Here is a 21,665-nt window from a genome sequence, read left to right as displayed (position 1 = left end):
CCTGCAGCAGATACAGCTCGCGGCAGGCGCTTACAGATTAGCTATGATGTTGTAATGGAGGGAGTCGCTGAAGATAAGTTTTTGAGTGCCCTCGATGCGGTAAGAAGAAATGTTGCCGTTTTCCTGCGGATCAGTGGTCAGCACTACTTTTCGTCTGGAGTAAAACAGGATATTCTCGTCCAGAACCAGGGCCTCCAGCCGCTGAAGCTTCTGGCTGGGCGACAGGTGTAGCTGCAGGTACTGCACCGGTGCTGCCGATGTCTCTGACTTGGTATAGAGCACCTGGGTATGACCATTGGGTAGCTCGGTGCTGGTTTCGGTGTAAAACTCACGCAAGGCCGGGCGGCTCAGGTCCACATCCCTAAAAATGGCGAGTTCGTCTGTCCAGTCGAGGTTCGTGGTTTCGATGGTCTCGGTTTGCTGCTTTTGCGTGGTCACTGATTTTAGCACCATCGGCTGCTCTTTTTGCAGGCGTGCCGTCTGCTGCTCCAGGTATGCGGTTAAGTTGTAAGAGGCTGCAGCACTGGCAGATGTTGGTGCTGCAGGTCTCTCACAAGCTACCATGGCTACAAGAGAGCCAAGTATCAGTATGGTTTTAGGCTTAACCAAGTAGTGCTTATTTCTGTAGCAAAGTTGTTCCGGTCATTTCAGCGGGTTGCTCCAGCCCCAGCAGATCCAGTATAGTGGGGGCTAAGTCTCCGAGTTTTCCTTCATGAAGCATGCCGGTATAGGTGTTGCTTACCAGTATGCATGGCACCAGACTGGTGGTGTGGGCCGTGTTTGGCGTGCCGTCAGGGTTTATCATGCAGTCGGCATTGCCGTGGTCGGCAATTACCAGCGTTTCGTAACCGTTTTCGAGGGCGGTGGTTATCACGGCCTCTGCACACTGGTCTACTACTTCGCAGGCTCTTACGGCTGCCTCAAAAACGCCCGTGTGGCCCACCATGTCGGGGTTAGCAAAGTTCAGGCATATAAAGTCGGCTGTTTTTTGCTGCAGCTCCGGTATAATGGCGTCACGAATGTCGAAGGCGCTCATCTCTGGCTGCAGGTCGTAGGTGGCCACTTTGGGCGAAGGGCACATGAGGCGTTTTTCACCTTCGAACTGCGTTTCCCGGCCTCCCGAAAAGAAGAAGGTTACGTGCGGGTATTTTTCAGTTTCGGCAATACGGATTTGCCGCTTGCCTGCTTTGGCCAGGACTTCGCCTAAGGTATTGTTAAGGTTGTCTTTATCAAAAATAGCCTCTACGCCTACAAACGAGTCGTCGTAGTTGGTGAGGGTGATGTAGCGCAGGTTCAGCTTCTGCATCTCCTGCTCCGGGAAATCGCGCTGGGTAAGTGCCTGCGTAATCTCGCGCCCACGGTCGGTGCGGTAGTTAAAGCAGATCACTACATCGCCCTCCTTAATGGTGGCAATAGGCTGCTGCTGGTCCGTTACCTTCACAATGGGCTTTATAAATTCGTCGGTCACGCCTTCGTTATAAGAGGTGAGCATCGACTTGATGAGGTTCTGAGAAGGTGTGCCCTTGCCGTGCACCATCAGGTCGTAGGCCAGTTTTATGCGTTCCCAGCGGTTGTCGCGGTCCATGGCGTAGTAGCGGCCCACAATGGAGGCAATAGTGCCGGTGGTGTTCTCCAGGTGCTGCTCCAGTTCATTTATGTATTTCACGCCACCTTTGGGGTCGGTGTCGCGGCCATCGGTAAAGGCATGGATAAAGACACGGTGCAACTCAAAGTCGCTGGCAACAGAGCACAGCGCCTTCAGGTGCTCAATGTGCGAGTGCACACCGCCATCAGACAGCAGCCCGATCAGGTGCACGTCTTTTTTCTGTTCTTTGGCAAACAGAAAGGCATCAGACAGAGCCGGCATAGAGGCCAGCTTATGCTCTGCGATAGACTTGTTGATACGCACAAGGTCCTGGTACACCACACGGCCGGCGCCAATGTTCATATGGCCCACTTCGGAGTTGCCCATCTGGCCTTCGGGCAGCCCTACTGCTTCGCCTGAGGCCTGCAGGGTGGTGCGGGGATATTTCTGGAGAATAGAGTCAACAAAGGGTGTATTGGCTTTCTGAATAGCCGAAACTTCCGGGTTTGTGGCTATCCCCCACCCATCTAAAATAACTAAGAGTACCTTTTTATCCATGGTGCAAATATAGGCATAAACTTTCAATAGCCTGTTTTCAGACAAGCTAAGAACAGAACTTTGAATTGTCAAGAATAAATGCTTTTTCTTGAAGTGTCAGCCAGATGGTGCCATAAGCCGGAGCGTACGGCAGGTGCCATTCTGCTCCTGCCGCACAGTTTGGATGAGGGGTGGTAGTATTATTTTTTATATATTTAAGAATTACTATTATATTTAGTGCAGGTAGCGGGTGCGGCCTATCAGGCATTCCATAGAGGCCTTTCTGGTTCTGAGAAGTACTCGATATTAACGCAGCAGGGTAAGCCCCGACAATTATTTGAATGAAAATGGCCCTTCGGAGCGCTCTGCCCTTGCTGCCCCTGCTCCTGCCGGCATGGAGGCTGCTAACAAAGGTTGTAATGCAGATGCCGGAGCCGCAGGTGAGTAGGGCGATAGCCTATGACTGCGGCCTTTAATTACGCTTCATGCCCTATTATCCGCTGTTTATGAGCCTGAAAATAACAGAAGCAGGTACCTTACAGGAGAATTTGCAAGCTAAAACAATTAGACTACACAGGAACTGTGCTATTGGCATAGTTTTGGCTGCTAACAGTAGCAAGATATCAATCATTTTTTATGAAAAACTTTAAACACATTGCAGTAGTACTTACCTTCTTGTTGGCCATCGCTTTTTTACCCATAGGACATACTATTGCACAGGGCGACTTTATAGGCCGTATAAGCGCTGCGTTTAAAGTTGGCTCCGCCAAAGATCTGGCAAGAAATTTTAACAGTGTAGTAGAAATTACCATGGACGGTGGAAACGCCACCAGCTATAGCAGCACCCAGGCCGAGTTTGTCATGAAAAACTTTTTCAGCAAGTACCCGCCTGTAGAGTGCTCTGTGGGCCACAAAGGCAGTTCTGATGGTGGCCAGCGGTACGTGATTCTGGCATATACCTCCAAGGCGGCATCCAATACGGTGCTTGTCCGTTTTAAGGAAGAAGACGGGCGGGCGCAGATATACTCGATCAACTTTATCAAAGACTAAACCTATAGCAGGATATTTGGAGAAGCCCGGCAGATAATACCGGGCTTTTTTTATTTTTGCACTGTGAAAGCAACATACCTAACCGAAAAGAACATACAGGAGTTTATCTACAGGGCCCTGGCCGAAGACGTTGGCGATGGCGACCACTCTTCGCTGGCCTCTATCCCCGGCACGGCTCAGAACCAGGCGCGCCTGCTGGTGAAGGGCGAAGGCATGCTGGCCGGAGTAGAAATGGCAGGCCACATCTTCCGGCAGGTAGACCCCGATCTGCAGCTAAACGTGCTGCTGCACGACGGTGCCCCTGTAAAGCATGGCGACATTGCCTTTACCGTGCAGGGCAAGGCCCAGTCTATCCTCACGGCCGAGCGGCTGGTGCTCAACTGCATGCAGCGCATGAGCGGCATTGCCACCTACACAAATCGCCTGAACAAACTCATAGAAGGCACCGGCGCCCGGCTGCTGGACACCCGCAAAACAACCCCCAACTTCCGGATGATGGAAAAATGGGCTGTGCTCATTGGCGGCGGACTCAACCACCGGTTCGGCCTCTTCGACATGATCATGCTCAAAGATAACCATGTAGACTATGCCGGAGGCATCCGGGAGGCCATAGAGGCTACGCACCGCTACCTGCAGGAAAAAGGCAAGGACCTGCAGATTGAGGTAGAGACGCGCAACCTGGAAGAAGTAAAACAAGCCCTCGACACAGGCGGAATACACCGGATTATGCTCGATAATATGTCGCCGGACCTGATGCGGGAGGCGGTGAAACTGATCGGAGGACGCTACGAAACCGAGGCCTCGGGAGGCATTACAGAAGAGACCATAGCAGCGGTGGCGCGCACCGGCGTTGACTTTATTTCGGTCGGCGCCCTGACGCACTCTACGAAAAGTTTAGATCTGAGTCTGAAAGCATATTAATTTAGCGTAAATTGCACCGGGATTTTAAAAAGTAGGCATTCTCCTGCCGCCTTGTGCTTATTATAAGGGGCAGCCGGCTTAAGAGGATGCCGTTTCGATAGTTCAATTTTTATGCAGCAACCAAATCAAAGAGGTTTCCGGGCACCGCAGGGGTCTTCCCCGCTGGCTATCCGCACAAAAAAGTATCAGTTCGACAAAAACACGTACACCACCATGGCGCTGAAGCAGATTTGGCGCAAGGACTGGTGGTACGCGCTAATTCCGCTGGCGCTGTTCCTGTTGCCGACTCTCTACAGCTTTTCGTGGTGGTGGGTGGCAAGTGCCATTGTGGTAACCATTCTGTTTGTGCTCATCCGCTCGGCCCAGGTAATGGGCGTAACGCAGATGGAGCAGAGCAAAGTGCTGTTCGAGAAGCTCTATTATGAGATCGACCAGCGCCAGGTGCTGATGAAGCGCAACGACCGCGAAGGCATGGCCCTGACCTGGGACATGATCGACAGGGCCACCCTGAAAGACGATGCCTATCTGCTGTGGCTGAAGGAGCCTGGGGCTGATCAGCTGCCCAAAGGGTTTAGAGGGTGGCTGGCCAGAACATTCCAGGTGCCGGTGTTTTTTCACTTGCCTTTCCGCATTTTCAATAGCCCCAACGACATTAAACTGATGGAGTCAATGCTGCGCCGCAAGAACCTGCTGGGCCAGTAAATAAATCCAACATAAAAATATTTCCGTAAGTGCAAACTTTGAGCCGCCAACCGGTGGCTGTTACAGACTGACGTATAACTAGAGCAAAAATGAATAAGAACGTAGTAGCAGTAGTTGCCGCGGTATGCGGTGTAATGACGATCACTTCTTGTGATACTCCTAAAGACCAACGGCCTGAATCAAAAGTATCTGTTGATTTGGTAGCTCCAGGTACCCGCAATACTCATAATATTGAAACGGTAAAAGGGTCGCATGGCCAGGATGCCGAACAGCAGGAGGTATTGCCGAATCATGACCCCGGCGCAAATACCGTGCAGCCAGGCGACAGCATTAGGGAGACAGAGGAAACGAACACTGCAGCAGGCGCAATTCGCCGCTAATTTCTCTTACCACCTGTTGTTTAAAGCACTGCCGCTGTTGTGGATCCACAGCAGCGGCAGTGCTTTTTGCTATTTTTCCGGATGCTCCAGGTGCTGCCTGGGAGCTTATGTAGGTAAGAAATCAAAATTAGTTCTATATTTGCAACATAATTGCTTTTAGTGAAAATATGACACAGCCCGAGGAGTGGTTCAGCACTTGGTTTGACTCACCTTATTATCATCTACTTTACAGTAACCGTGATGAACAGGATGCCCATTCCTTTATCGATAACCTGCTGACTTACCTGCACCCTAAGCCTGCTGATAAAATACTGGACCTGGCCTGTGGCAAAGGCCGGCATTCTGTTTATCTGAGCCGGAAAGGATACGATGTGACAGGCATAGACCTTTCGGAGCAGAGCATTGCTTATGCCAAGCAGTTTGAGAACGAGCGCCTCCATTTTAGCAGGCACGACATGCGCGAGGTTTACAAACCGGCGCATTTCGACTTTGTACTGAACCTGTTCACCAGCTTTGGCTACTTCGATAACGAGACAGAGAACGTGGTGGCTTTGCTGGCAGCCGCTGATTCGTTGAAGCACGGGGGCAAGCTGGTAATCGATTTTATGAACACGGAAAAGACCATTGAGCACCTGGTAGCGCACGAAGAGAAGACGGTGCACGGCATTCAGTTTAATATAACCCGTGGTGTGGAGAACGGCTTTATCGTAAAAACGATCTCTTTTACGGATCAGGGCCAGGAGTATCAGTTCGAAGAGCGGGTGCGCGCCCTGCGCCAGGAAGACTTTATGGAATATTTTCTGATGGCGAAGCTTCGGTTGGTCGATCTGTTTGGCGACTATAAACTCACCCCCTATTGCCGCCTGGAAAGCGAGCGGATGATTTATGTGCTTAAGAAATAGTAGATCTTCATGTTTATAGCCATTCCTGTCCTTTTCCTGACGGTAGTACTCTCCAGCTTCCTGGTCAAGATCTTTCCGCCTACCAACAGCCGTTGGCTGAAAATGGCGCTTGCCTTTAGCGGTGCCTACCTGTTTACCATTACCATTATTCACCTGCTGCCCGATGTGCTGCTGGCCAACGAAAACCCACATGCCGTTGGTTACTGGGTGCTGGCCGGATTCTTTTTGCAGCTGGTGCTGGAGCTGTTCTCGCATGGAGTAGAGCACGGGCACATGCACGTACACAAGCACGAGCATAGCCGCATCGGCTCTCTGCCGTTCCTACTGCTGGGCTCCCTTTTTGTACACTCCTTTTTAGAAGGGAGCATACTGGTAGACCGCGGGCATGGACACCTGCATGCAGGGCATGTGCACGAGGGCAGCAGTTTCTACACCATTCTGTTTGGGGTAGCCATCCATCACATACCGGCTGCCTTCGCCCTGATGTCAGTGTTGTTATCGCGGCTGGAAAGTTTTAAGAAGGCCTTTCTGTGGCTGCTGATATTTGCCGTTGGCGCACCCATGGGAGTCGTGTTCAGCAACACGTTCCTTAACGGCCTCGCCAACGACAGCCCGATCTACACCGCCCTGACGGGTATTGTGGCGGGCAACTTTCTGCACATCTCCACTACAATTCTGTTCGAGACAAGCCCTGATCACCATTTTAACCGCAACAAGCTCATTGCCACTTTGCTGGGCCTGAGCCTGGCGATCCTAAGCAGCTTTATTCATTTTTAGTGAGGCTGCCCTTCTTGCTGTTGCAGCTGGTGCATGATTTTGCGCCCAAGTGGTTGCGATGGCTGGAAGCACTTGGTGCAGTTGATTATTCTAATAAAAATGCCCCTCCAGAGCCTCAACTGCTCATTAAAAAGGACATAAGACACAGGGCTTTTTTTGATAGTTAGGAGTATTTAGAGCCTGCTCAGGTCATTCATTTCCAAATCTTCTCATCTTCAAATTTCCAAATTGAATAAGTAGCACATCAGCACATTAAACCAAATTATTCAAATAGAAAAGGTCCTCCGGAGCACTTTTCTCCTGCTGCTATGCGATAGGTTTTACGGATATGTACTTCTTTAAGGGAGGCAAGCTGCTTTGAAGGGGAAGGCGACGAGAGTCGGTCAGAGGAGTTTGAGAGGTGGTGTGGCAGGCATAAAAGCAGCGATTAGCTTGTAGGCGGCTTTTTCGTTTGCTTTAAGTATAAAAACCGAGTTTTGGGATAAAAGCGTAAAAAAACTTAGTAAGAGTACCTATTATTTATACGAACAGCCTGGATAGATGCAAGATTTTCTCGTAAAAGCTATTATTAATGTGAAGAAAGAAAAATGATTGTAACACCATTGCAGTACCATGCCGTTGCTGTTCGTATTGGGCAGCTGGCAAATGTAGCGGCAGGAACAGAAGCTGCCAAAGAATTAAAGATTTTAACAAGATTACTGGTTGAGTTTGAAAACAGGAAACTTCAGGGACCCCATGCTAATCTGAAAGGAGCCTAGGTCCTGGGTAATACCAAAGCCAGCTTCATCGGCAAAGTGGCAGCGAAACGAAATTTACCTTTACGGCAGGCAAAATATGCCATAATCTTCTGTCTGCTGAATAATTTTCCTGATGCTCGGCAGCCTCAGCTTTATTACTATAAAGGCTCCACAGGAACCTCTCATTTTATTATGAATTATAATATGAAAATATTCTCATGTCTTCATTCGAAACAAGTTAAGCTTCTGGGGAGCGGGCGGCGGGAAGGCTCCGGAAGAACGTAGGGTATGTAGGGTGTTCAAGAGGAGTTAGAATCAATTATATGGTTTATAAAGCGGCTAAAGAAAAAGCCTTGTAAAGTTCTCGTTTACAAGGCTTTTTCTAATTTAAGTAAACCTCAGGCCTTACAGATCGCATAATCTCTCCGATGATTTGGCTGCCATTGCTGATTTTTATCGGATTAATAAGTGATTTAGCAATTAGCAAAAGAAGAGATTTAGTTTAATTGCCTATAGCTCCTGTTCTGTTGTCTACAAGCCTTGCTCGTCGGCACTTGGTCCGTAGCTACCCGGAATAGGGATGTTCAGCAGCCGCAGGTACAAGCCAAGCTGTGCCCTGTGATGGATTGTTTGTGCCAGCGCATGGCGGATGGTTTCATACTTCGATAGGGTCATGTATATAACAGCGCCGTCACGCAATGTCCAGGACTCTTCCAGTTGCTCTGCTGTTGCCTGCGCCATATCTGCTTTCGCCTTTGCCAGATTCTTCTCGAACAGCGTCAAGAGCTCCTTCGTGTTATGTACATTCCCTGGATTGTAAGGGCTGGCAGCAAAGTCAAGGTCATCGGTTGTAACAGCCAAAGTTATCCAGGTAAGCAAATCGGCAATGTGCAGAGCGAGGTCTTTGACAGCCATACTTTTGGGGTGGGGCTGCCAATCGTACTTGTCGTCTGGCACTATGGCTAGCATTTTACGGGTTTTCTGCCCTTCTTCCTCGATTTCCTTCAGAAGCTTTTCGATGATTTTCATACGTTTATTTTCATGGTTTATGAAAGCAATAATACTAAATATATTAGTTATTGCCAATATATTTAGCGCAATTGTTGTTGTCCTGCAGTTGTAGGACTTATATACTTGGAGAGCGACTCTCCAGGGTAAAGGCTGGTAATTGGTGCTATGCTATAGATCATAGTTTTATAGCTTTCCTGCCTTTTGCTAATTAGAAGGTATACAACTACTGTTATGTAAACAGCGTTTTGATAGTTCGAAAATCCGATTTTTTATAAGTGCCATCGGTGGAGCAAGTTGTATTTATGTCAACAAAAAGGAGTAAGCTTCAGAACTCGCGTTCTCTTAAATAGAGCGATTATAGAGACGTGCATTCAGGCAGGGTAAGTCAGCCTCGGCTATTTTACCCTGCCTGTTTTCTACAGGTTATTTGCCGAATTCTCTTTCCTAAGAGTCTGAATCATAGAAGAAGAGCTGGACAGCGTGCCTGGTTTCAATCCTGTCCTGGCTTAGTGCTTCTCCCTCCCTATACCTGGCATCGCTTTTGGAGATGGTCACAAAAACCATGTACGCGCCGGGCCTGAGCTGGCTGTGACAATCAACAATAAGCTTCATCCGCTCTTGCTCCTCTAACAGGTGGATTAAAGCAGAGCAAAAGACCCCATCGTACAACTACCGGTCGAGCGGCATAGCGCTGACAGATCCATGGTATACTTTTACATCATCCCCATAATATTTTCGGGCTAGGCTAATGGCAGTCTCTGAAACCTCTATTCCAGTTACACTGAACACATTATCAGTAAAGGCCTTTGCGTTTCGGCCGTAACCAAATCCAGGTATCAAAATTTTGGCAAGCCCTTTTCCTTGAATAACTGTGCCGTTGCGATCGCGGCAGCTGCAGGTTCAAATCCCTACATCGTCTTTTTATCTTGAAAGCTTGACTCCCAAAACTCGCTCATAATGTTTTCTGTCAAATCACTTTAAAAAGCCTTTCTTTTGCCGGTGGCTGACACATGTATAAACAGAATCAAGGGTAGAGACCGCCCATCGTTTTATTGATCACTACCTCCGCTTATTCAAATTCTCAGCCCTTCATATAACCGTTGTTTCCTTGGCAGGATTACTCTTTTTCAAAAATCTTCTTCCGGTGGTTAAGTCCCCAACCCTTCAAGGCATCAATGATAGGAGTCAGGGTATCGGCATAGGGCTCCGGCTTATACGAGATCTTCACCGGGTAATCATCTACCACCACTCGCTTGATGAGCTGGTGCTGCTCCAGGTCCTTTAGCTCCTTGGCCAGCACTTTCGGGGTGATGCCAGGAATACTCTCCTGTATATCGGTGAACCGCTCATTGCCGGTCATCACCGAGATAATGATGGGCAGCTTCCATTTGCCATTGATTACTTCGATCGCATCCCGCACCGGCTTTACCGTGTCAAGGCAGGACAGGTATCCCATTTTATTAGCCATAGCTCTTTGGTATAAAGGTATAGTGCTTTCCTTTGGGAAAGTGCTATACAAAGGAAAGTGAAAAGCCGTAACTTTGCAACAGTTTAATCAACTGAGGTAAAAAATTTCTCAAGGAAGAGCCGATACGGAAGAATCCTACTGGTTTAACCCCTTGCTTTGGCCGGAGAGCATGATCGCACAGCGGATAGGCAAAAGCTGGCTAACAGGCCGGAAAGCATCGGGTCACACCAAGGCTTTCAATTATCAAGTAATCAGAATCGAGTATTGTTAGGAGCAAATATAGGAAAGAGCAAATGCACCTTATAGCCCAGCTCCCTAGCGGGCAGGGCATAGAACAAGGAGGCTGGCCCGGCGCGGACAATGCGGCCTTCATCAACGAGGAAGATTATGTAAAAGGAGCGCAACTGGCCAAAAAGGGCTTCACCATTCGGCAAGTGCTGGCACATGGGCCCATCAATTATCATCCTATCTTTTTAGGAACGCCTGAAAGCATTGCCAATAAGTTTCAGCAGTGGTTTGAGGCGGGTGTAGGAAAAGACTTCAGCGTTGTCCCCGGTTCCGGCCTGGGCTCCCTGACGGATTTTGTGGAACAGGTCGTGCCTATTCTGCAGAAGAGGGGCCTGCTCAGAACAGAACATACGGCCACCACCCTACGCGAACATCTAGGCTTACCCTTTCAGAACGGATTGCCTGAACAGGTAGCAAAAACAGTATCAGCTACAAATTAATCACTAAAGTATATCAATATGAAAATAGGAGTTATTGGAGCCGGCGTAATCGGCAAGACCCTGGCAAGGAAGTTTAGTGCAGCAGGGCACAACGTTACACTTGCAGATGCGAGAGGTGTGGAAAGTATTCAGGCACTTGCCAACTGGGCTCGTGTAAAAGCAGTAGAAGTAGTGGATGTTGCGCAGGATGTGGATGTGATAGTCGTATCTATTCCGTTTGGCAATATCCCGGACTTGGTCAAAACGTTGGAAGGCAAGGTAGCGGATCGTGTAGTGATCGTGGAAACAACAAACTTTTGGCCAAACCGGGATGCTAAAGTAGAGGCAGTGGAAAACGGCATGGTGAACAGTGTATGGGTGCAGGAGCAGTTCGGCCGGCCGGTCGTAAAAGCATTCAGCAACATCGGTGCCTATAGTCTGGCGGTAGAAGGCAGACCTAAAGGAAGTAAAGACAGAATTGCGCTGGCCGTGTCGGGTGACGAACAAAGATCAAAAGAGGTGGTGCTGGGCCTGGTGGATGATGCCGGTTTCGACGCCCTGGATGCCGGACTACTGGAAGACTCCTGGCGCCAGCAGGCCTGCTCCCCTGCCTATTGCACTGACCTGACTCTACCTGAGCTTATAAAGGCCCGGGCATCAGCCAACAGAGAAACACTACGAGATAAGCAGGAGTTGCTGTTTAGTAAAATGCAAGAGATAGGCGATGAATACTTCAAAATCATCTTATCAGGAGATTACCCGGAAGGGTTTGTGGACCATGCCGTAGACATCGTACGTGAGATCAACAATTTGCCTGCAAGAAAGCATACTACGTTAAGTTAATCAGGAAACAGTTTAAAAGATACCCAATATGAAAATAGGAATAATCGGCACGGGAGCTATCGGCAGTACGATAGCTGGTAAACTCTCTGCTGCAGGTCATCAGGTAAAAGTTACCAACACAAGAGATATGGCCACACTTAAAGAAATAGCAGCCAGTTTGGGTGCTGAGGCGGCCACCATCGAGGACGTTGTAAAAGATGTGGAGGCTATTATTTTCTCCATCCCTTTTAAAGCGTACAAGGACCTGCCTAAGAATTTACTTCAAGATGTACCCCAGGAGGTCACCATCATGGATACCTCCAATTACTACCCCATGCGGGATGGCGAGCTTCCTGACTTAGAAGGTAAGACGGAGAGTGAATACATTTCTGAAACTCTGGGAAGACCGGTTATCAAGGTGTTCAATAATATATTGGAATACACTTTGAGGCATAAAGGGAAGCCAGCCGGTGAGGAAGGAAGAATAGCAATTTCGGTGGCCGGTGATAACGAGGCACATAAAAAAGTAGCCGCTGAACTGGTTGACACGACAGGTTTTGATACCGTTGATGGTGGAAGTCTTTCAGAATCATGGCGTCAAGAACCCGGTACTCCCGCCTATTGTACCGAACTGAATGCGGCAGAACTGAAACAAGCGCTTGCGGCAACCGAAAAGGGAAAAGGTCCTGTAGCAAGAGATGCAGTAATGCAGAAATTTCAAAGTTTAAGATCGTTTCCTTCTCACGAAGAGATGGTTGCCTTGAACCGTTCAGCTTCTACTGGAAATCTAAGGTAAGTTTAGTTGTACTTGACTGAGGGGCTGCCAGCAGCATTGTTGCGTGCGCACCTGTGCTGCTGGTAGTCGTTCCGGCAAGCATGTCCATTCCATGCTAACTCGCAAGATGAAGGGAAGAGTTGTAAGTCCTGATACAGCTTATACCCTGCATCCCGGAAAACGGCGGTACTCTGGTGCAGCCAAATCAGCCGTTATTGCGTGTTGTTGCTGTATCGTTGTTAATAGGATAGCACATGTCCCTGCTTAGTAACCTTTGCTAGCATATACGGCTGTATATAGCTTCCGGTCCGTGTTCTACGCTGTGATTGCTACCTAATGCTTAGGCCTGATACAGCAGCAGCTGTTGCTAAGTACCTTCAAGTAAAATCAGTCGCAAGCGGGCCGGATCAGCAGCATCAGGAGCCGAAGAGGTCTCCGGAGGGCTGTTTTGATTAGAATAATTCCGAAAGGCAGACTTCTTTCTCTTCTCCAACAGACCCGGCAATGTTTACCCGGATGTACGTAGTGCTAAATAAAGTATTAACTGTGGGTTGTTAGTGAGCAGCAGCAACAAAAGCAGAAAGCTCCGGAGGGGCATTTTGATTAGAATAATTGCTTTACAACCCGACAAAAAATTGTTTATGAAGCACTAAGCACATCCAACTAACTTATGACGGATGAAGGACCAGGGGACAAGGGCTAAATGCCTCTGGAGGGCCTTTTTCATTGGAATAATTTTGCCTCTGTTCAACAAAATTTACTTGGATATACTTAGTCCTGGAAAAAGTTGACAGTTTTTCTAGGACTGATCCTTTATCAAGTTTACACATAAAATATAATCCTGCCAAGCCTTTACATTGGTTGTTTGTCCGGCTATAGCTTTACATTTATAAGCTTTTACGTCCTTCCATCTCCATTGCTGCTATTTCCTTCCCCGATACCCTCAACACCTCCTTTCCTTTTCTGATGGCATAAAAGTTCTTCCAGCGCTTTTTCAGTTCTGCTGTTTTAGTGTGTGTCTCTACCGGAGTGAGCATGTCCACGCTGGAGTGCGGGCGCTGGTGGTTATTGACACTGATAGCGGAGGCTATAGCTGTCTGTGCAGCAGCGGAAGTGGGGTAAACCCCCTCCAGTAATTCCTCCTTAAGGATGCCGTTTACGCGCTCTGCCATCGCATTCTCCAGCGGATCCCTCTGCTGTATCATAGAGATAACAATGTGGTGGTCCTGCAGTAGCTTTACATAGCCGGAACTGCAGTACTGCAGGCCCCGGTTCGAGTGATGGATCAGCCCCTTGTGCACCAGACTCCCTTCCAGGGCCATCTCCAGGGCCTGGATGCATCCCCAGGCGGAGGAGAGATCCTGGCACAGGTAAAAACCCACGATCTTATGGCTGTAGGCATCGGTGATCAGGTTCAGGTAGGCAAAGCCCTCCTGCAGGTGAATGTAGGTGATGTCGCTCACCCACAGCTGGTTGGCAGCGGTGGGGACCAAACCAATGATCAGGTTGCTGTACTTGCGCAGCCAATGACTCGAGGAGGTGGTCTGAGGCTTGGAGTGCCTTCGTTTCCGGACCAGCAGGCCCTGCTCCCGCAGGAGCTCAAAGAAAGCGTCACGGCCTATACCAATGCCATGCTCGGCCATGTAGGCCGACATCACCACCAGTAGCTTGCGGGCTCTCAACCGCTTTTGGGTTTGGAGGATGCGCAGCACTTCCTGCACGAGCAGGTCCTCCTGCAGGGCCTGCTGTTCCTGTATTCTGATCTGCTGGTAATACGCCTACTGTAGCCAAACAAGCAGCAAAGCATCCCGACAGCTCGGGAGGGCGCTCTTTGCTCTATGCTCAGGATTGCTTGGCACCATGCTTTTCCCGGATCGGGATCCCCAGCTCCTCTTCGGCTACTTTGATCACCTCCAGCAGCACCTGCTTCTCAAGCCTGGCTTTCCGCAGCTCGGCCTGCAGTGTCTTCACATCCGTAGGCAGGGATTCATCGGGTAGAAAATCCGGTGCTGTCTTTACTGCTTTAGCTCTTGGTGGTTGCTTCATACGGCCCTGGTGTCGGAGAGTACCCAGTGGCGGATGCTGTAAAAGTTGATGCCATATTTCTCCCCCAATTTACGGTAGCTGGTTTTGCCACAGAGATATTCGGCAACGATACTTTATTTGATGGTCTTTCCTTCATTTCTGTCGACTTTGTGTCAACCTATATCAGGAGAAGACCAATCCCCACCTGCAACCCCTTCAACGCAACACCGTTACTTGTTGATGTAACAGAAAAACAGCCTGGGGCTTCTCGTAGGCCTCCTAAGCCCGGCTCTCATGTAGCACCCATTCAACCCTCAACGCATGTCTTCTGCTCTATCTTCCTGTTTGCCCTTCCATGTCCTGAGAAGTGTCTTCCGCCTGCTCCTGCCGGCCGCTGTGCTTTTCTTCGTGCTGCCTGCCGCTTCCTCTGGGCAGGAGGCGGAACAGGACACCATAGCCAGTGCCCTGCCTGCCTGGCCTGAGGACTCCTTGGGAAGGCGCACGCCCCGCGGCACTATCACTGGTTTTATTGGCGCCGTGGCGGACGAGGACTATACCAAAGCCGCCTTCTACCTTAACCTAACCTCCCCTTCCGGCACCCAAGGGAACGGCGCTGCCGCCGCGCAGGCGCTGCAGCGACTGCTGGATCAGCACAGCCGGACCCTGCCCCGATCCTGGATAAGCGATTCACCGGACGGCGAGCTGGAGGACGAGCTGCCACCGAACCTGGAGCGGGTAGGTACAGCTACGGTGAATGGGGAGGAGATCGACCTGCTCCTCGAGAAAACCGAAGGTCCGACGGGAGGGCCGATCTGGCTCTTCGCCGCCGAGACCATCGTCAGAGTCCCCCTGCAGGCCGATGCGCCCAGCGCCACAGTGCTGGAAAAGACGTTGCCTGACGTTCTGGAGGAAAACAGGTGGGGCGGGGTGCCTGTAGGGCACTGGCTGGGCATGCTGCTTGTTGCCGTAGTGGCCTATCTGCTGGCCTGGGGGCTGATCGCCGCGCTCACCTACCTGGTCCACTACGTCTGGCGAAAAACCAGGGACGAGCCGACCTATGGCTTTATCAGAGCTTTTTCGCTGCCCATACGGCTTTACCTGGCCGCCTGGCTACTGGTCATCCTGAGCCAGCGCCTGGGCATCTCCTTTGTGCTGCGCCAGCGCTTCAGTGAGCTCACCATCATTGTGGGCCTGCTAGCGGTGCTGCTGCTGCTCTGGCGGCTGGTGGATGCCGTCACCAACTTCAGCCAGCGGCGCCTTGTCCAGCGCCACAACATGGCGGGCATCTCCATTGTGCTCTTCCTGCGCAGGGGCGTGAAGGTCGCCCTGCTCGTGTTCGGAATTATCTTCATTCTCGACACGCTGGGCTTTGATGTCACCACCGGCCTAGCCGCGCTGGGGATAGGGGGCATCGCCCTGGCCCTGGGAGCGCAGAAAACAGTGGAGAACTTTGTCGGCAGCGTTACCCTTATCGCTGACCAGCCCATCCGGGTGGGGGACTTCTGCAAGGTAGGCGACGCGAGCGGAACGGTGGAGCAGATCGGCATGCGCTCCACCCGGCTGCGCACTTCGGAGCGCACGGTGGTGACCATCCCCAACGGAGACTTCTCCTCCCAGAGGATCGAGAATTTCGCGCACCGGGACCGCTTTCTTTTCGGTCCAGTGCTGCGGCTGCGCTACGACACCTCCCCGGCCCAGGTACAGGCCGTGCTGAGCTCACTGCGCCAGATACTGGCCCAACACCCCAAGGTGGACCAGGGCAGCGCCAGGGTGCGCCTGACCGAGATCGCCTCCGATGCCCTCAAAGTGGAGCTCTTCTCCTACATCCTTACCAGCGACTTCAATGAGCAGCTCGAGATAAAGGAAGCCCTGCTGCTCCAGATGATGGAAGCCGTCAACACCAAAGGCAAAGGGTTTGCCCTGCCTGTCCAGCAGCTGCTCGTTAGCGGAGACAGCCAAGGAAACGAGAAGACAGGGAAGGAGGAGCCTTAACCAGGGGGCAACTCCCGTAAATTCAGGAAGTCCGGCCTGAGGATTTCCATGAGGCAGAATTTAGGAGTAGGCAAGCCAAATAATACGGTTCTTCCTTATCCTCTGAGATGCTCTGATAAATGCAGCCAGTTTGCCAGGAGTGGGTTAGATCACTTTGTTCATCCCATAGATGCAGCCATCCAAGACATGGTTGCCTGTCTGAAAAGAATTACAGCATGCTCTGTTTAAGGGCAGCCATCACTTATCAAGGCACTGTGACCGATCATGAAACACTTCCATTCCTGCTTAGGGCTGCACCACCGCCTAAGCTAGTATTTATGCTCAATCAGCCGAAGATAATACCTCCTCAGATTGGCTTTGATGTTCCTGTAATCCTCCGACTCGGGAAACTCCTTGTTGACGTACCCTATGGGAAACCCCCTGGCCACATAACTGTCATTCAAGTCCGCCGTCAGCTTGGTGAGCCCGCCTCTGACGTCTCCCTTCAGCTCCGAGTTGATATCAATATATGCTAAGGGGCCTCCACGCTCAAACCCGCACGCTGACAGGTCCAGCGACTTTATCTCCCTGCCTACGTCCGACCTGAAGTGAACAACGCCGTTCCTGAGATCGGCCACCAGCTGCCACTGCCCCGGTTTGATGCTGTCCAGCACCTGCCAGGAGTAGTCGATGGGGGAAACATCCGGGGCGTAAGACTTTAGCATGTGCGTGGCCTTGGCGAACCGGTCCTCCCACTTTTGGGAGTGCGGGTCAAACTCTTTCCCGCCGTTCATAAAGTCATATTCCCTCACGGCCTTCAGCTCCTTCCGGTACGGGTCATTGCAGAGCACCGGCACGGGCATCCCTTCCTGGGAGGAGACCTGGAACCGCCCCTCAATCAGCTCGATCGCCGCGGTGTTGCCCTCCTTGTCGGCCACAAAGAAGTGGCTTCCCGGAAAGTTTGGCCACCAGTCTATGACGGGTGAATTGTCCAGGTTGTGGATCACCTCCTCCACCGTGGCGTAGTTGTCCAGTTGGTACTGGATCCACTGGGCCCAGAACATGTTGGCCTTTGCCGTGTCAGGCCTGGAGTAGGTCTTGTCCAGGTAGAGCTCCACGAGGAACAGGCCCTTCTCGTTCACCCCGTAGCAGGGGAGGTCAGCGCCAAGCAGGTTAAAGCTCACTGAGCCATATTTCGATTTCCAGGTGATGGTCTTTTCTTCGGTTGCCTGGGAAGAGGTGAGCCTTTTCCAGCTCAGGCTCTCTTTGACGATGTCCCTTTTGTTGAGCACAACGATTCCCGGCATGGTCTTCCAGTTCTCATTGAACCCGACGACACAGTGGTCCTCTCCTTTCAGCAGAAAGGCAGAGCAACCGTAAGCGGCTCCCCAAGACAGAATAAGAACGGTAGACAGGATGGTTGCTAGTGTTTTTCTCATGTTTCTTTTGAATAGGACATAACTACCTGTATGGTGTAATAAAGCCCGGACCGAAGTAAGGGGTTGCAGGGGCCTCTTTTCGCTGGGGTTAAGTTATAAAAATAATTAAAAACCCTTTGGGATTGACAGTGTATTTGTCCTCCAAAGTCCCGCCATTCCTACATAAAAAGACTTGATTTGCTCTCACAGGCGTATCTGGCCTGTATATTGGGACAGGCCAGAGCTCATGTTGGATATGCTATTGGCAATGATAAAGCTCTGTCTGCTCCTGCGACGGACCTTGACCAACAGGGTACTTGGTCTGCGGGACTCAGGATGTGGATCCTAACAATCAGAAGCTATGCGGACAAAGCCCCAAATACCCTCACATCTTTTGTTCCGTAACTTCCGCCTTTTCTGGGACAAACGCAGCCCTTGTTTTTAACCCTCCGGGTAGAGAAGTATACTACGCCCCCTTTGGCGGCGTTACCTTATTGAAGAAGGAGGGGCTGTCTTGACGGATCATCAGATATGCCGCACCTTTGACAACGTTATTGACTTATAAACTAACCAAACCCACATTATGAAATGTCCATCCTGCCATGAAACCCTATTGATGAGTGATAAGAAGGGAATAGAGATTGACTACTGCCCCAACTGCCGCGGCGTCTGGCTTGACCGCGGGGAACTGGAGAAGATCATTGAGCGCTCGGCCGACCACTACGCCAAGAAGGAGAACTACGACTCCGACTATAAGCGCTACGGCTACGGCGAGTACGGCGAAGACTACAGCAAAAGGCATCCGCACAAAAAGAAGAAGTCCTTTTTCAGCGAACTCTTCGACTGAGTATGACCAAGAGCCAGGCCCTATGCCAGGCTAAGCAGAAGGCGATTCTTTCTAAAGTGCGATACTTTTAGAACCTGCTGCGCATATAGTACTGCAATAAATAACCAGTGAAGCACGGGCTGCCTAAGACAGGCAGCCCGTGCTTCACTGGTTTACTGATTAACAAGAGAATCACAGCATAAAATGCGGATCAGAGGCCAGAAACAGCCGTGTCTCGTAGCGAAGGTTGCTAAGCAGTGACAGGTACTAACTTGTCAGCAAGGTCCAGCAACGCTTTGTAACTGCCGTTTTTGCTGTATCGGAATACAGCCGTTTTACGGGACAGGTTGCTGTCAAGCTATATTAGGACAAGACAAATAATTTTAAGTCACACTCTGTTGCACAAACATCAATCTCAGCGATGGGAGAAGATGATCTTCTTTTAATTTTATGCCATAGAAGACCGAATGGAATACTTGGTTGCTCATTTAAAGCAGAAGTTGGTAGTCATAGAAGTAGATATGTTTATGAAGAAAATAATGGACTTTTTATAAACCAGGATAACCTGCATTTGCTAAAAGGAAAAAAAGTAGTTTGTGTTGCTTGTGATTCAGCTGCATTTGGCAGAAAAGCTTTAAAGGCAGGAGTATCTGCTTTTGTAGGCTTTAATAAAATTAATTTTGATATCTCTTGTGAAGGTAGAAAGCCTAACTTAAATGTGGCACCTAAAGTAAAGTTTATTTTGAGGAATGCATTGTATTGGGCTATTACTTATGCTAAATCCAACAATCTTAATTTTGAGGAATTAAGCCTTCTATTGAAAGTGTACCTAAACAGGCACGCTGATATTATTTATAATGAAGGAAAGAATAGGGCAGATAAGAAAGGAAGGGAATACATGACTCTTAAAAAAGCTAAGTCTGGAAAATACTATGTTAATGCTGCTGAGAGAATACTTGAGATAAGCGATGGCATTGAAGTCTTAGGCAATAAATAGCTTTTAGTATAATGCAGTAACGCAATTAAGAGTACGTGCAGATTTGTCCGGAATATGTACGGGACTTAAAACAAAAAATCGTAGACCGTTAATTACCAACGATCTACGATTCTATTTGGTAGCGGGGACAAGACTCGAACTTGCGACCTTTGGGTTATGAGCCCAACGAGCTACCAACTGCTCCACCCCGCACTGTTATTGTGTTACAAAAGTAGGGCGATAATTCTTACGATGCAAGTCCTGCGCCACAAAAAAGCTAAAAAAATTAGGGTCTGCTAAAATTTGTTGGTAATACCAAAGTGGATCTTTGAATGTTTAAACGTTAAAGGCTGTTGTGCCGACCTTCCCAGCGAATATACCAACTGAAAAATACCTGCACCTGTACTAAAGCTTATTCCCCCTCCTACCCCTAGTGGCAATTCTTCCACAAAAGATTTCTCCAGATCAGAGCGGTAGTAGCCCTGGTCGTAGAACAAGAGCACGTACGAGTCCTCGGCTGTGAACAGGCGGTACTCCAGCGTGCCTACCGCAAAAGAGGAAGCATAGAAGAAATAATCGTCGAAGCCGCGCAGGGAGCCCAAGCCTCCCAATCGGTACATGTCGTTGAGGAAAAGCTGGTCGTTAAGCAAAGTCTTGCCCCGAAGTTTGGTTAGCAGTACACTCGTTTTACCAATTCTTAAGAAATTCTCCAGTTGCAGTCCCACACTTAGCTGCGTGGTGCGCTGCTGCAGTGTGTCGTAGAAGCTCTGCTCCAGCGATGGGTTGCGCAGCAGCCGCTTGTTGCCCGCCGAAAACTGCAGCTCCACCAGCCTTCCCCGCTTCGGAAAGTAAAAGTCGTCGAGGTTGTTCCAGAGGTAATTAATACCATAGGTGTTGGTGCGGGCATCGGCCAGATCTAGGTTCTGCAGACTCTGCGGATTAGCCGAAGAGAGCACATTGGCACTGCGCCACTCACTGAACACACTGAACTTGCCATACTTAATAGTGTAGTACGAAAGCTGCACCTGCGGCTGCACCGTAATAAAGGAGGAATCCTGCTTGAGCAGACCAAAGCGGGCGCCCAGCTCAAAAGGTGTCCCGAACAGGTTAGGGTGCAGGTACTCTCCGTTCAGCACCACGGAGCCACGGTTCACACGGCGCCATTGCAGGCCCAGCTGCTTGCCACTGCCCCTGATGTTGCGGATGTTCAGGTTCGCCTCGCCGGTTATGAGCAGCTTGTTGTCGCGGCGCGATGGGTCGGGCAAGAAACCAACTACGCCGTCGAGCTGGTTGGCCTGCCGGTCGTCGAGAAAGTAAAATACCTTGGCTTTGTCTTTATAGAAGCGCACTTGGGGCGGGCGTGTTACTTTAATATAGGGCAAAGCCGTGAGCATGCGCTGAGAGGCGTCAATCTGGTCTTGGTTGTAAGGCTGGCCTGGGTAAAGCTGCAGGTAACGCGTCAGGAATTTGGGTTGGGTTTTGCTGTTGCCTTGTATCTGCAGCGAATCGTAGGTCACCAGAAAGGCTTTCTCCACCATTAACGCCCCTTCCACCTTATTACCGTTTATCTTTACGGAGTCGAGCCAGACGGAGGCGAAGGGATAGCCGTTGCGCTCGGCATAATCCAATATTCGTTGCTGCAGCTTTACATATTCGGCTGGCTTAAACGGAGTGTTCCGGTAAAACTTCTCCCTGAAACCAGACTCTACCAGTATGCCTTCGCTCAGGTTGCCATTGCGCAAGGCGGCCCATTCATATCGGTCGCCTGGGTGCAGTTTCACGTGGAGCGTGTCGTTTCGCACAAAGGCGCTGTCGGCAGACGCTAGCAAGTAAGCATCCTGCTGCATACGGTGCACCAGTGCCCGCACCTCATTTTGGGCCTCGGCAGAATCAGTGTGTAAGGTCTTGAAGTTGTATTGCCGCAGCACTGCCCGCTCCGCCTGCGGCACGACGATGCGTAATGCCAATTGCTTAGGCTGTGGCTGCACCTTGATCTGCTGAGGCGCCTGCGCCTGCACATGGGGCCGGAACAGCGAAAAGCACAGGAACAAGAACAGGAATTTGTACATTTGCAG

22 protein-coding genes and 1 tRNA gene are annotated in these 21,665 nt (G+C 50.2%); 13 read left to right on the top strand and 10 right to left on the bottom strand.

The annotated features are described in order from the left end of the window. Nucleotides 1-30: 30 nt before the first annotated feature. Together FJM74_RS09005 and gpmI are read right to left on the bottom strand one after the other, a co-directional pair. Entirely contained in the window at nt 31-609 is a 579-nt protein-coding gene (locus FJM74_RS09005) for a hypothetical protein (RefSeq protein ID WP_187262266.1), read from the bottom strand. Between the two features lie 7 nt (nt 610-616). Further along, a complete protein-coding gene (gene gpmI / locus FJM74_RS09000; RefSeq protein ID WP_187262265.1) occupies nt 617-2,143 on the bottom strand; it encodes a 2,3-bisphosphoglycerate-independent phosphoglycerate mutase in 1,527 nt (508 codons plus the stop codon). A gap of 615 nt (nt 2,144-2,758) precedes the next feature. On the opposite strand from gpmI, the gene FJM74_RS08995 reads away from it, so the two are divergent. From FJM74_RS08995 to FJM74_RS08965, 7 genes are all read left to right on the top strand, one after another. Continuing rightward, nucleotides 2,759-3,172, top strand: a complete 414-nt coding sequence (locus FJM74_RS08995; RefSeq protein ID WP_187262264.1) for a DUF4783 domain-containing protein — start codon at nt 2,759-2,761, stop codon at nt 3,170-3,172. Nucleotides 3,173-3,235: 63 nt separating this feature from the next. Further along, entirely contained in the window at nt 3,236-4,093 is an 858-nt protein-coding gene (nadC, locus tag FJM74_RS08990; protein WP_187262263.1) for a carboxylating nicotinate-nucleotide diphosphorylase, read from the top strand. Between the two features lie 111 nt (nt 4,094-4,204). Next, complete coding sequence (locus FJM74_RS08985) at nt 4,205-4,795, top strand: hypothetical protein (RefSeq protein WP_187262262.1); 591 nt, start codon at nt 4,205-4,207, stop codon at nt 4,793-4,795. An 89-nt stretch (nt 4,796-4,884) separates the two neighbouring features. After that, nucleotides 4,885-5,175, top strand: coding sequence for a hypothetical protein (locus FJM74_RS08980; RefSeq protein WP_187262261.1), 291 nt, complete (start codon nt 4,885-4,887; stop codon nt 5,173-5,175). Between the two features lie 167 nt (nt 5,176-5,342). Next, nucleotides 5,343-6,077 carry a class I SAM-dependent methyltransferase gene (locus tag FJM74_RS08975; protein ID WP_187262260.1) on the top strand — a complete coding sequence of 245 codons (735 nt, stop codon included), beginning with the start codon at nt 5,343-5,345 and terminating at the stop codon, nt 6,075-6,077. 9 nt (nt 6,078-6,086) lie between these two features. Next, nucleotides 6,087-6,854, top strand: coding sequence for a ZIP family metal transporter (locus FJM74_RS08970; RefSeq protein WP_187262259.1), 768 nt, complete (start codon nt 6,087-6,089; stop codon nt 6,852-6,854). A gap of 587 nt (nt 6,855-7,441) precedes the next feature. Next, nucleotides 7,442-7,612, top strand: coding sequence for a hypothetical protein (locus tag FJM74_RS08965; RefSeq protein ID WP_187262258.1), 171 nt, complete (start codon nt 7,442-7,444; stop codon nt 7,610-7,612). A gap of 510 nt (nt 7,613-8,122) precedes the next feature. Here FJM74_RS08965 and FJM74_RS08960 read toward each other — a convergent pair. The 3 genes from FJM74_RS08960 to FJM74_RS08950 form a co-directional block, all read right to left on the bottom strand. After that, nucleotides 8,123-8,620, bottom strand: coding sequence for a DinB family protein (locus FJM74_RS08960; protein WP_187262257.1), 498 nt, complete (start codon nt 8,618-8,620; stop codon nt 8,123-8,125). A 651-nt stretch (nt 8,621-9,271) separates the two neighbouring features. Continuing rightward, nucleotides 9,272-9,442 carry a methyltransferase domain-containing protein gene (locus FJM74_RS22740; protein ID WP_206684022.1) on the bottom strand — a complete coding sequence of 57 codons (171 nt, stop codon included), beginning with the start codon at nt 9,440-9,442 and terminating at the stop codon, nt 9,272-9,274. Between the two features lie 277 nt (nt 9,443-9,719). Next, nucleotides 9,720-10,070 carry a winged helix-turn-helix transcriptional regulator gene (locus FJM74_RS08950; RefSeq protein WP_187262256.1) on the bottom strand — a complete coding sequence of 117 codons (351 nt, stop codon included), beginning with the start codon at nt 10,068-10,070 and terminating at the stop codon, nt 9,720-9,722. A 293-nt stretch (nt 10,071-10,363) separates the two neighbouring features. On the opposite strand from FJM74_RS08950, the gene FJM74_RS08945 reads away from it, so the two are divergent. The 3 genes from FJM74_RS08945 to FJM74_RS08935 are packed head-to-tail and all read left to right on the top strand — an operon-like array spanning nt 10,364 to nt 12,395. Beyond that, a complete protein-coding gene (locus tag FJM74_RS08945) occupies nt 10,364-10,798 on the top strand; it encodes a hypothetical protein (protein ID WP_187262255.1) in 435 nt (144 codons plus the stop codon). Between the two features lie 18 nt (nt 10,799-10,816). Further along, the gene (locus FJM74_RS08940; RefSeq protein WP_187262254.1) at nt 10,817-11,620 is read left to right on the top strand and encodes an NADPH-dependent F420 reductase; all 804 of its coding nucleotides are present in this window, start codon (nt 10,817-10,819) and stop codon (nt 11,618-11,620) included. A 28-nt stretch (nt 11,621-11,648) separates the two neighbouring features. Beyond that, nucleotides 11,649-12,395 carry an NADPH-dependent F420 reductase gene (locus tag FJM74_RS08935; protein WP_187262253.1) on the top strand — a complete coding sequence of 249 codons (747 nt, stop codon included), beginning with the start codon at nt 11,649-11,651 and terminating at the stop codon, nt 12,393-12,395. A gap of 866 nt (nt 12,396-13,261) precedes the next feature. Here the strand turns inward: FJM74_RS08935 and FJM74_RS08930 are convergent. Beyond that, nucleotides 13,262-14,137: an IS3 family transposase gene (locus tag FJM74_RS08930; RefSeq protein WP_187262279.1), complete on the bottom strand. Its 876-nt coding sequence runs from the start codon at nt 14,135-14,137 to the stop codon at nt 13,262-13,264. A 79-nt stretch (nt 14,138-14,216) separates the two neighbouring features. After that, the gene (locus tag FJM74_RS08925; RefSeq protein ID WP_187262252.1) at nt 14,217-14,420 is read right to left on the bottom strand and encodes a hypothetical protein; all 204 of its coding nucleotides are present in this window, start codon (nt 14,418-14,420) and stop codon (nt 14,217-14,219) included. A 300-nt stretch (nt 14,421-14,720) separates the two neighbouring features. On the opposite strand from FJM74_RS08925, the gene FJM74_RS08920 reads away from it, so the two are divergent. Continuing rightward, nucleotides 14,721-16,391 (top strand): mechanosensitive ion channel family protein, encoded by a 1,671-nt coding sequence (locus tag FJM74_RS08920; protein ID WP_187262251.1) that lies wholly within the window; start codon nt 14,721-14,723, stop codon nt 16,389-16,391. A gap of 308 nt (nt 16,392-16,699) precedes the next feature. On the opposite strand, the gene FJM74_RS08915 is transcribed toward FJM74_RS08920, so the two are convergent. Next, entirely contained in the window at nt 16,700-17,809 is a 1,110-nt protein-coding gene (locus tag FJM74_RS08915) for a linear amide C-N hydrolase (RefSeq protein ID WP_187262250.1), read from the bottom strand. A gap of 562 nt (nt 17,810-18,371) precedes the next feature. On the opposite strand from FJM74_RS08915, the gene FJM74_RS08910 reads away from it, so the two are divergent. Together FJM74_RS08910 and FJM74_RS08905 are read left to right on the top strand one after the other, a co-directional pair. Further along, nucleotides 18,372-18,635, top strand: a complete 264-nt coding sequence (locus FJM74_RS08910; RefSeq protein WP_187262249.1) for a TFIIB-type zinc ribbon-containing protein — start codon at nt 18,372-18,374, stop codon at nt 18,633-18,635. A 400-nt stretch (nt 18,636-19,035) separates the two neighbouring features. Continuing rightward, nucleotides 19,036-19,611 carry a hypothetical protein gene (locus tag FJM74_RS08905; protein ID WP_187262248.1) on the top strand — a complete coding sequence of 192 codons (576 nt, stop codon included), beginning with the start codon at nt 19,036-19,038 and terminating at the stop codon, nt 19,609-19,611. Nucleotides 19,612-19,727: 116 nt separating this feature from the next. On the opposite strand, the gene FJM74_RS08900 is transcribed toward FJM74_RS08905, so the two are convergent. Beyond that, nucleotides 19,728-19,803, bottom strand: a tRNA-Met gene (locus FJM74_RS08900). A gap of 83 nt (nt 19,804-19,886) precedes the next feature. Then, complete coding sequence (locus tag FJM74_RS08895) at nt 19,887-21,659, bottom strand: POTRA domain-containing protein (protein ID WP_187262247.1); 1,773 nt, start codon at nt 21,657-21,659, stop codon at nt 19,887-19,889. Nucleotides 21,660-21,665: the final 6 nt, after the last annotated feature.

Origin of the sequence: Pontibacter beigongshangensis (assembly GCF_014332515.1) — a bacterium.
GTDB lineage: Bacteria > Bacteroidota > Bacteroidia > Cytophagales > Hymenobacteraceae > Pontibacter > Pontibacter beigongshangensis.
This window is presented reverse-complemented; position numbering and strand designations above follow the sequence as displayed.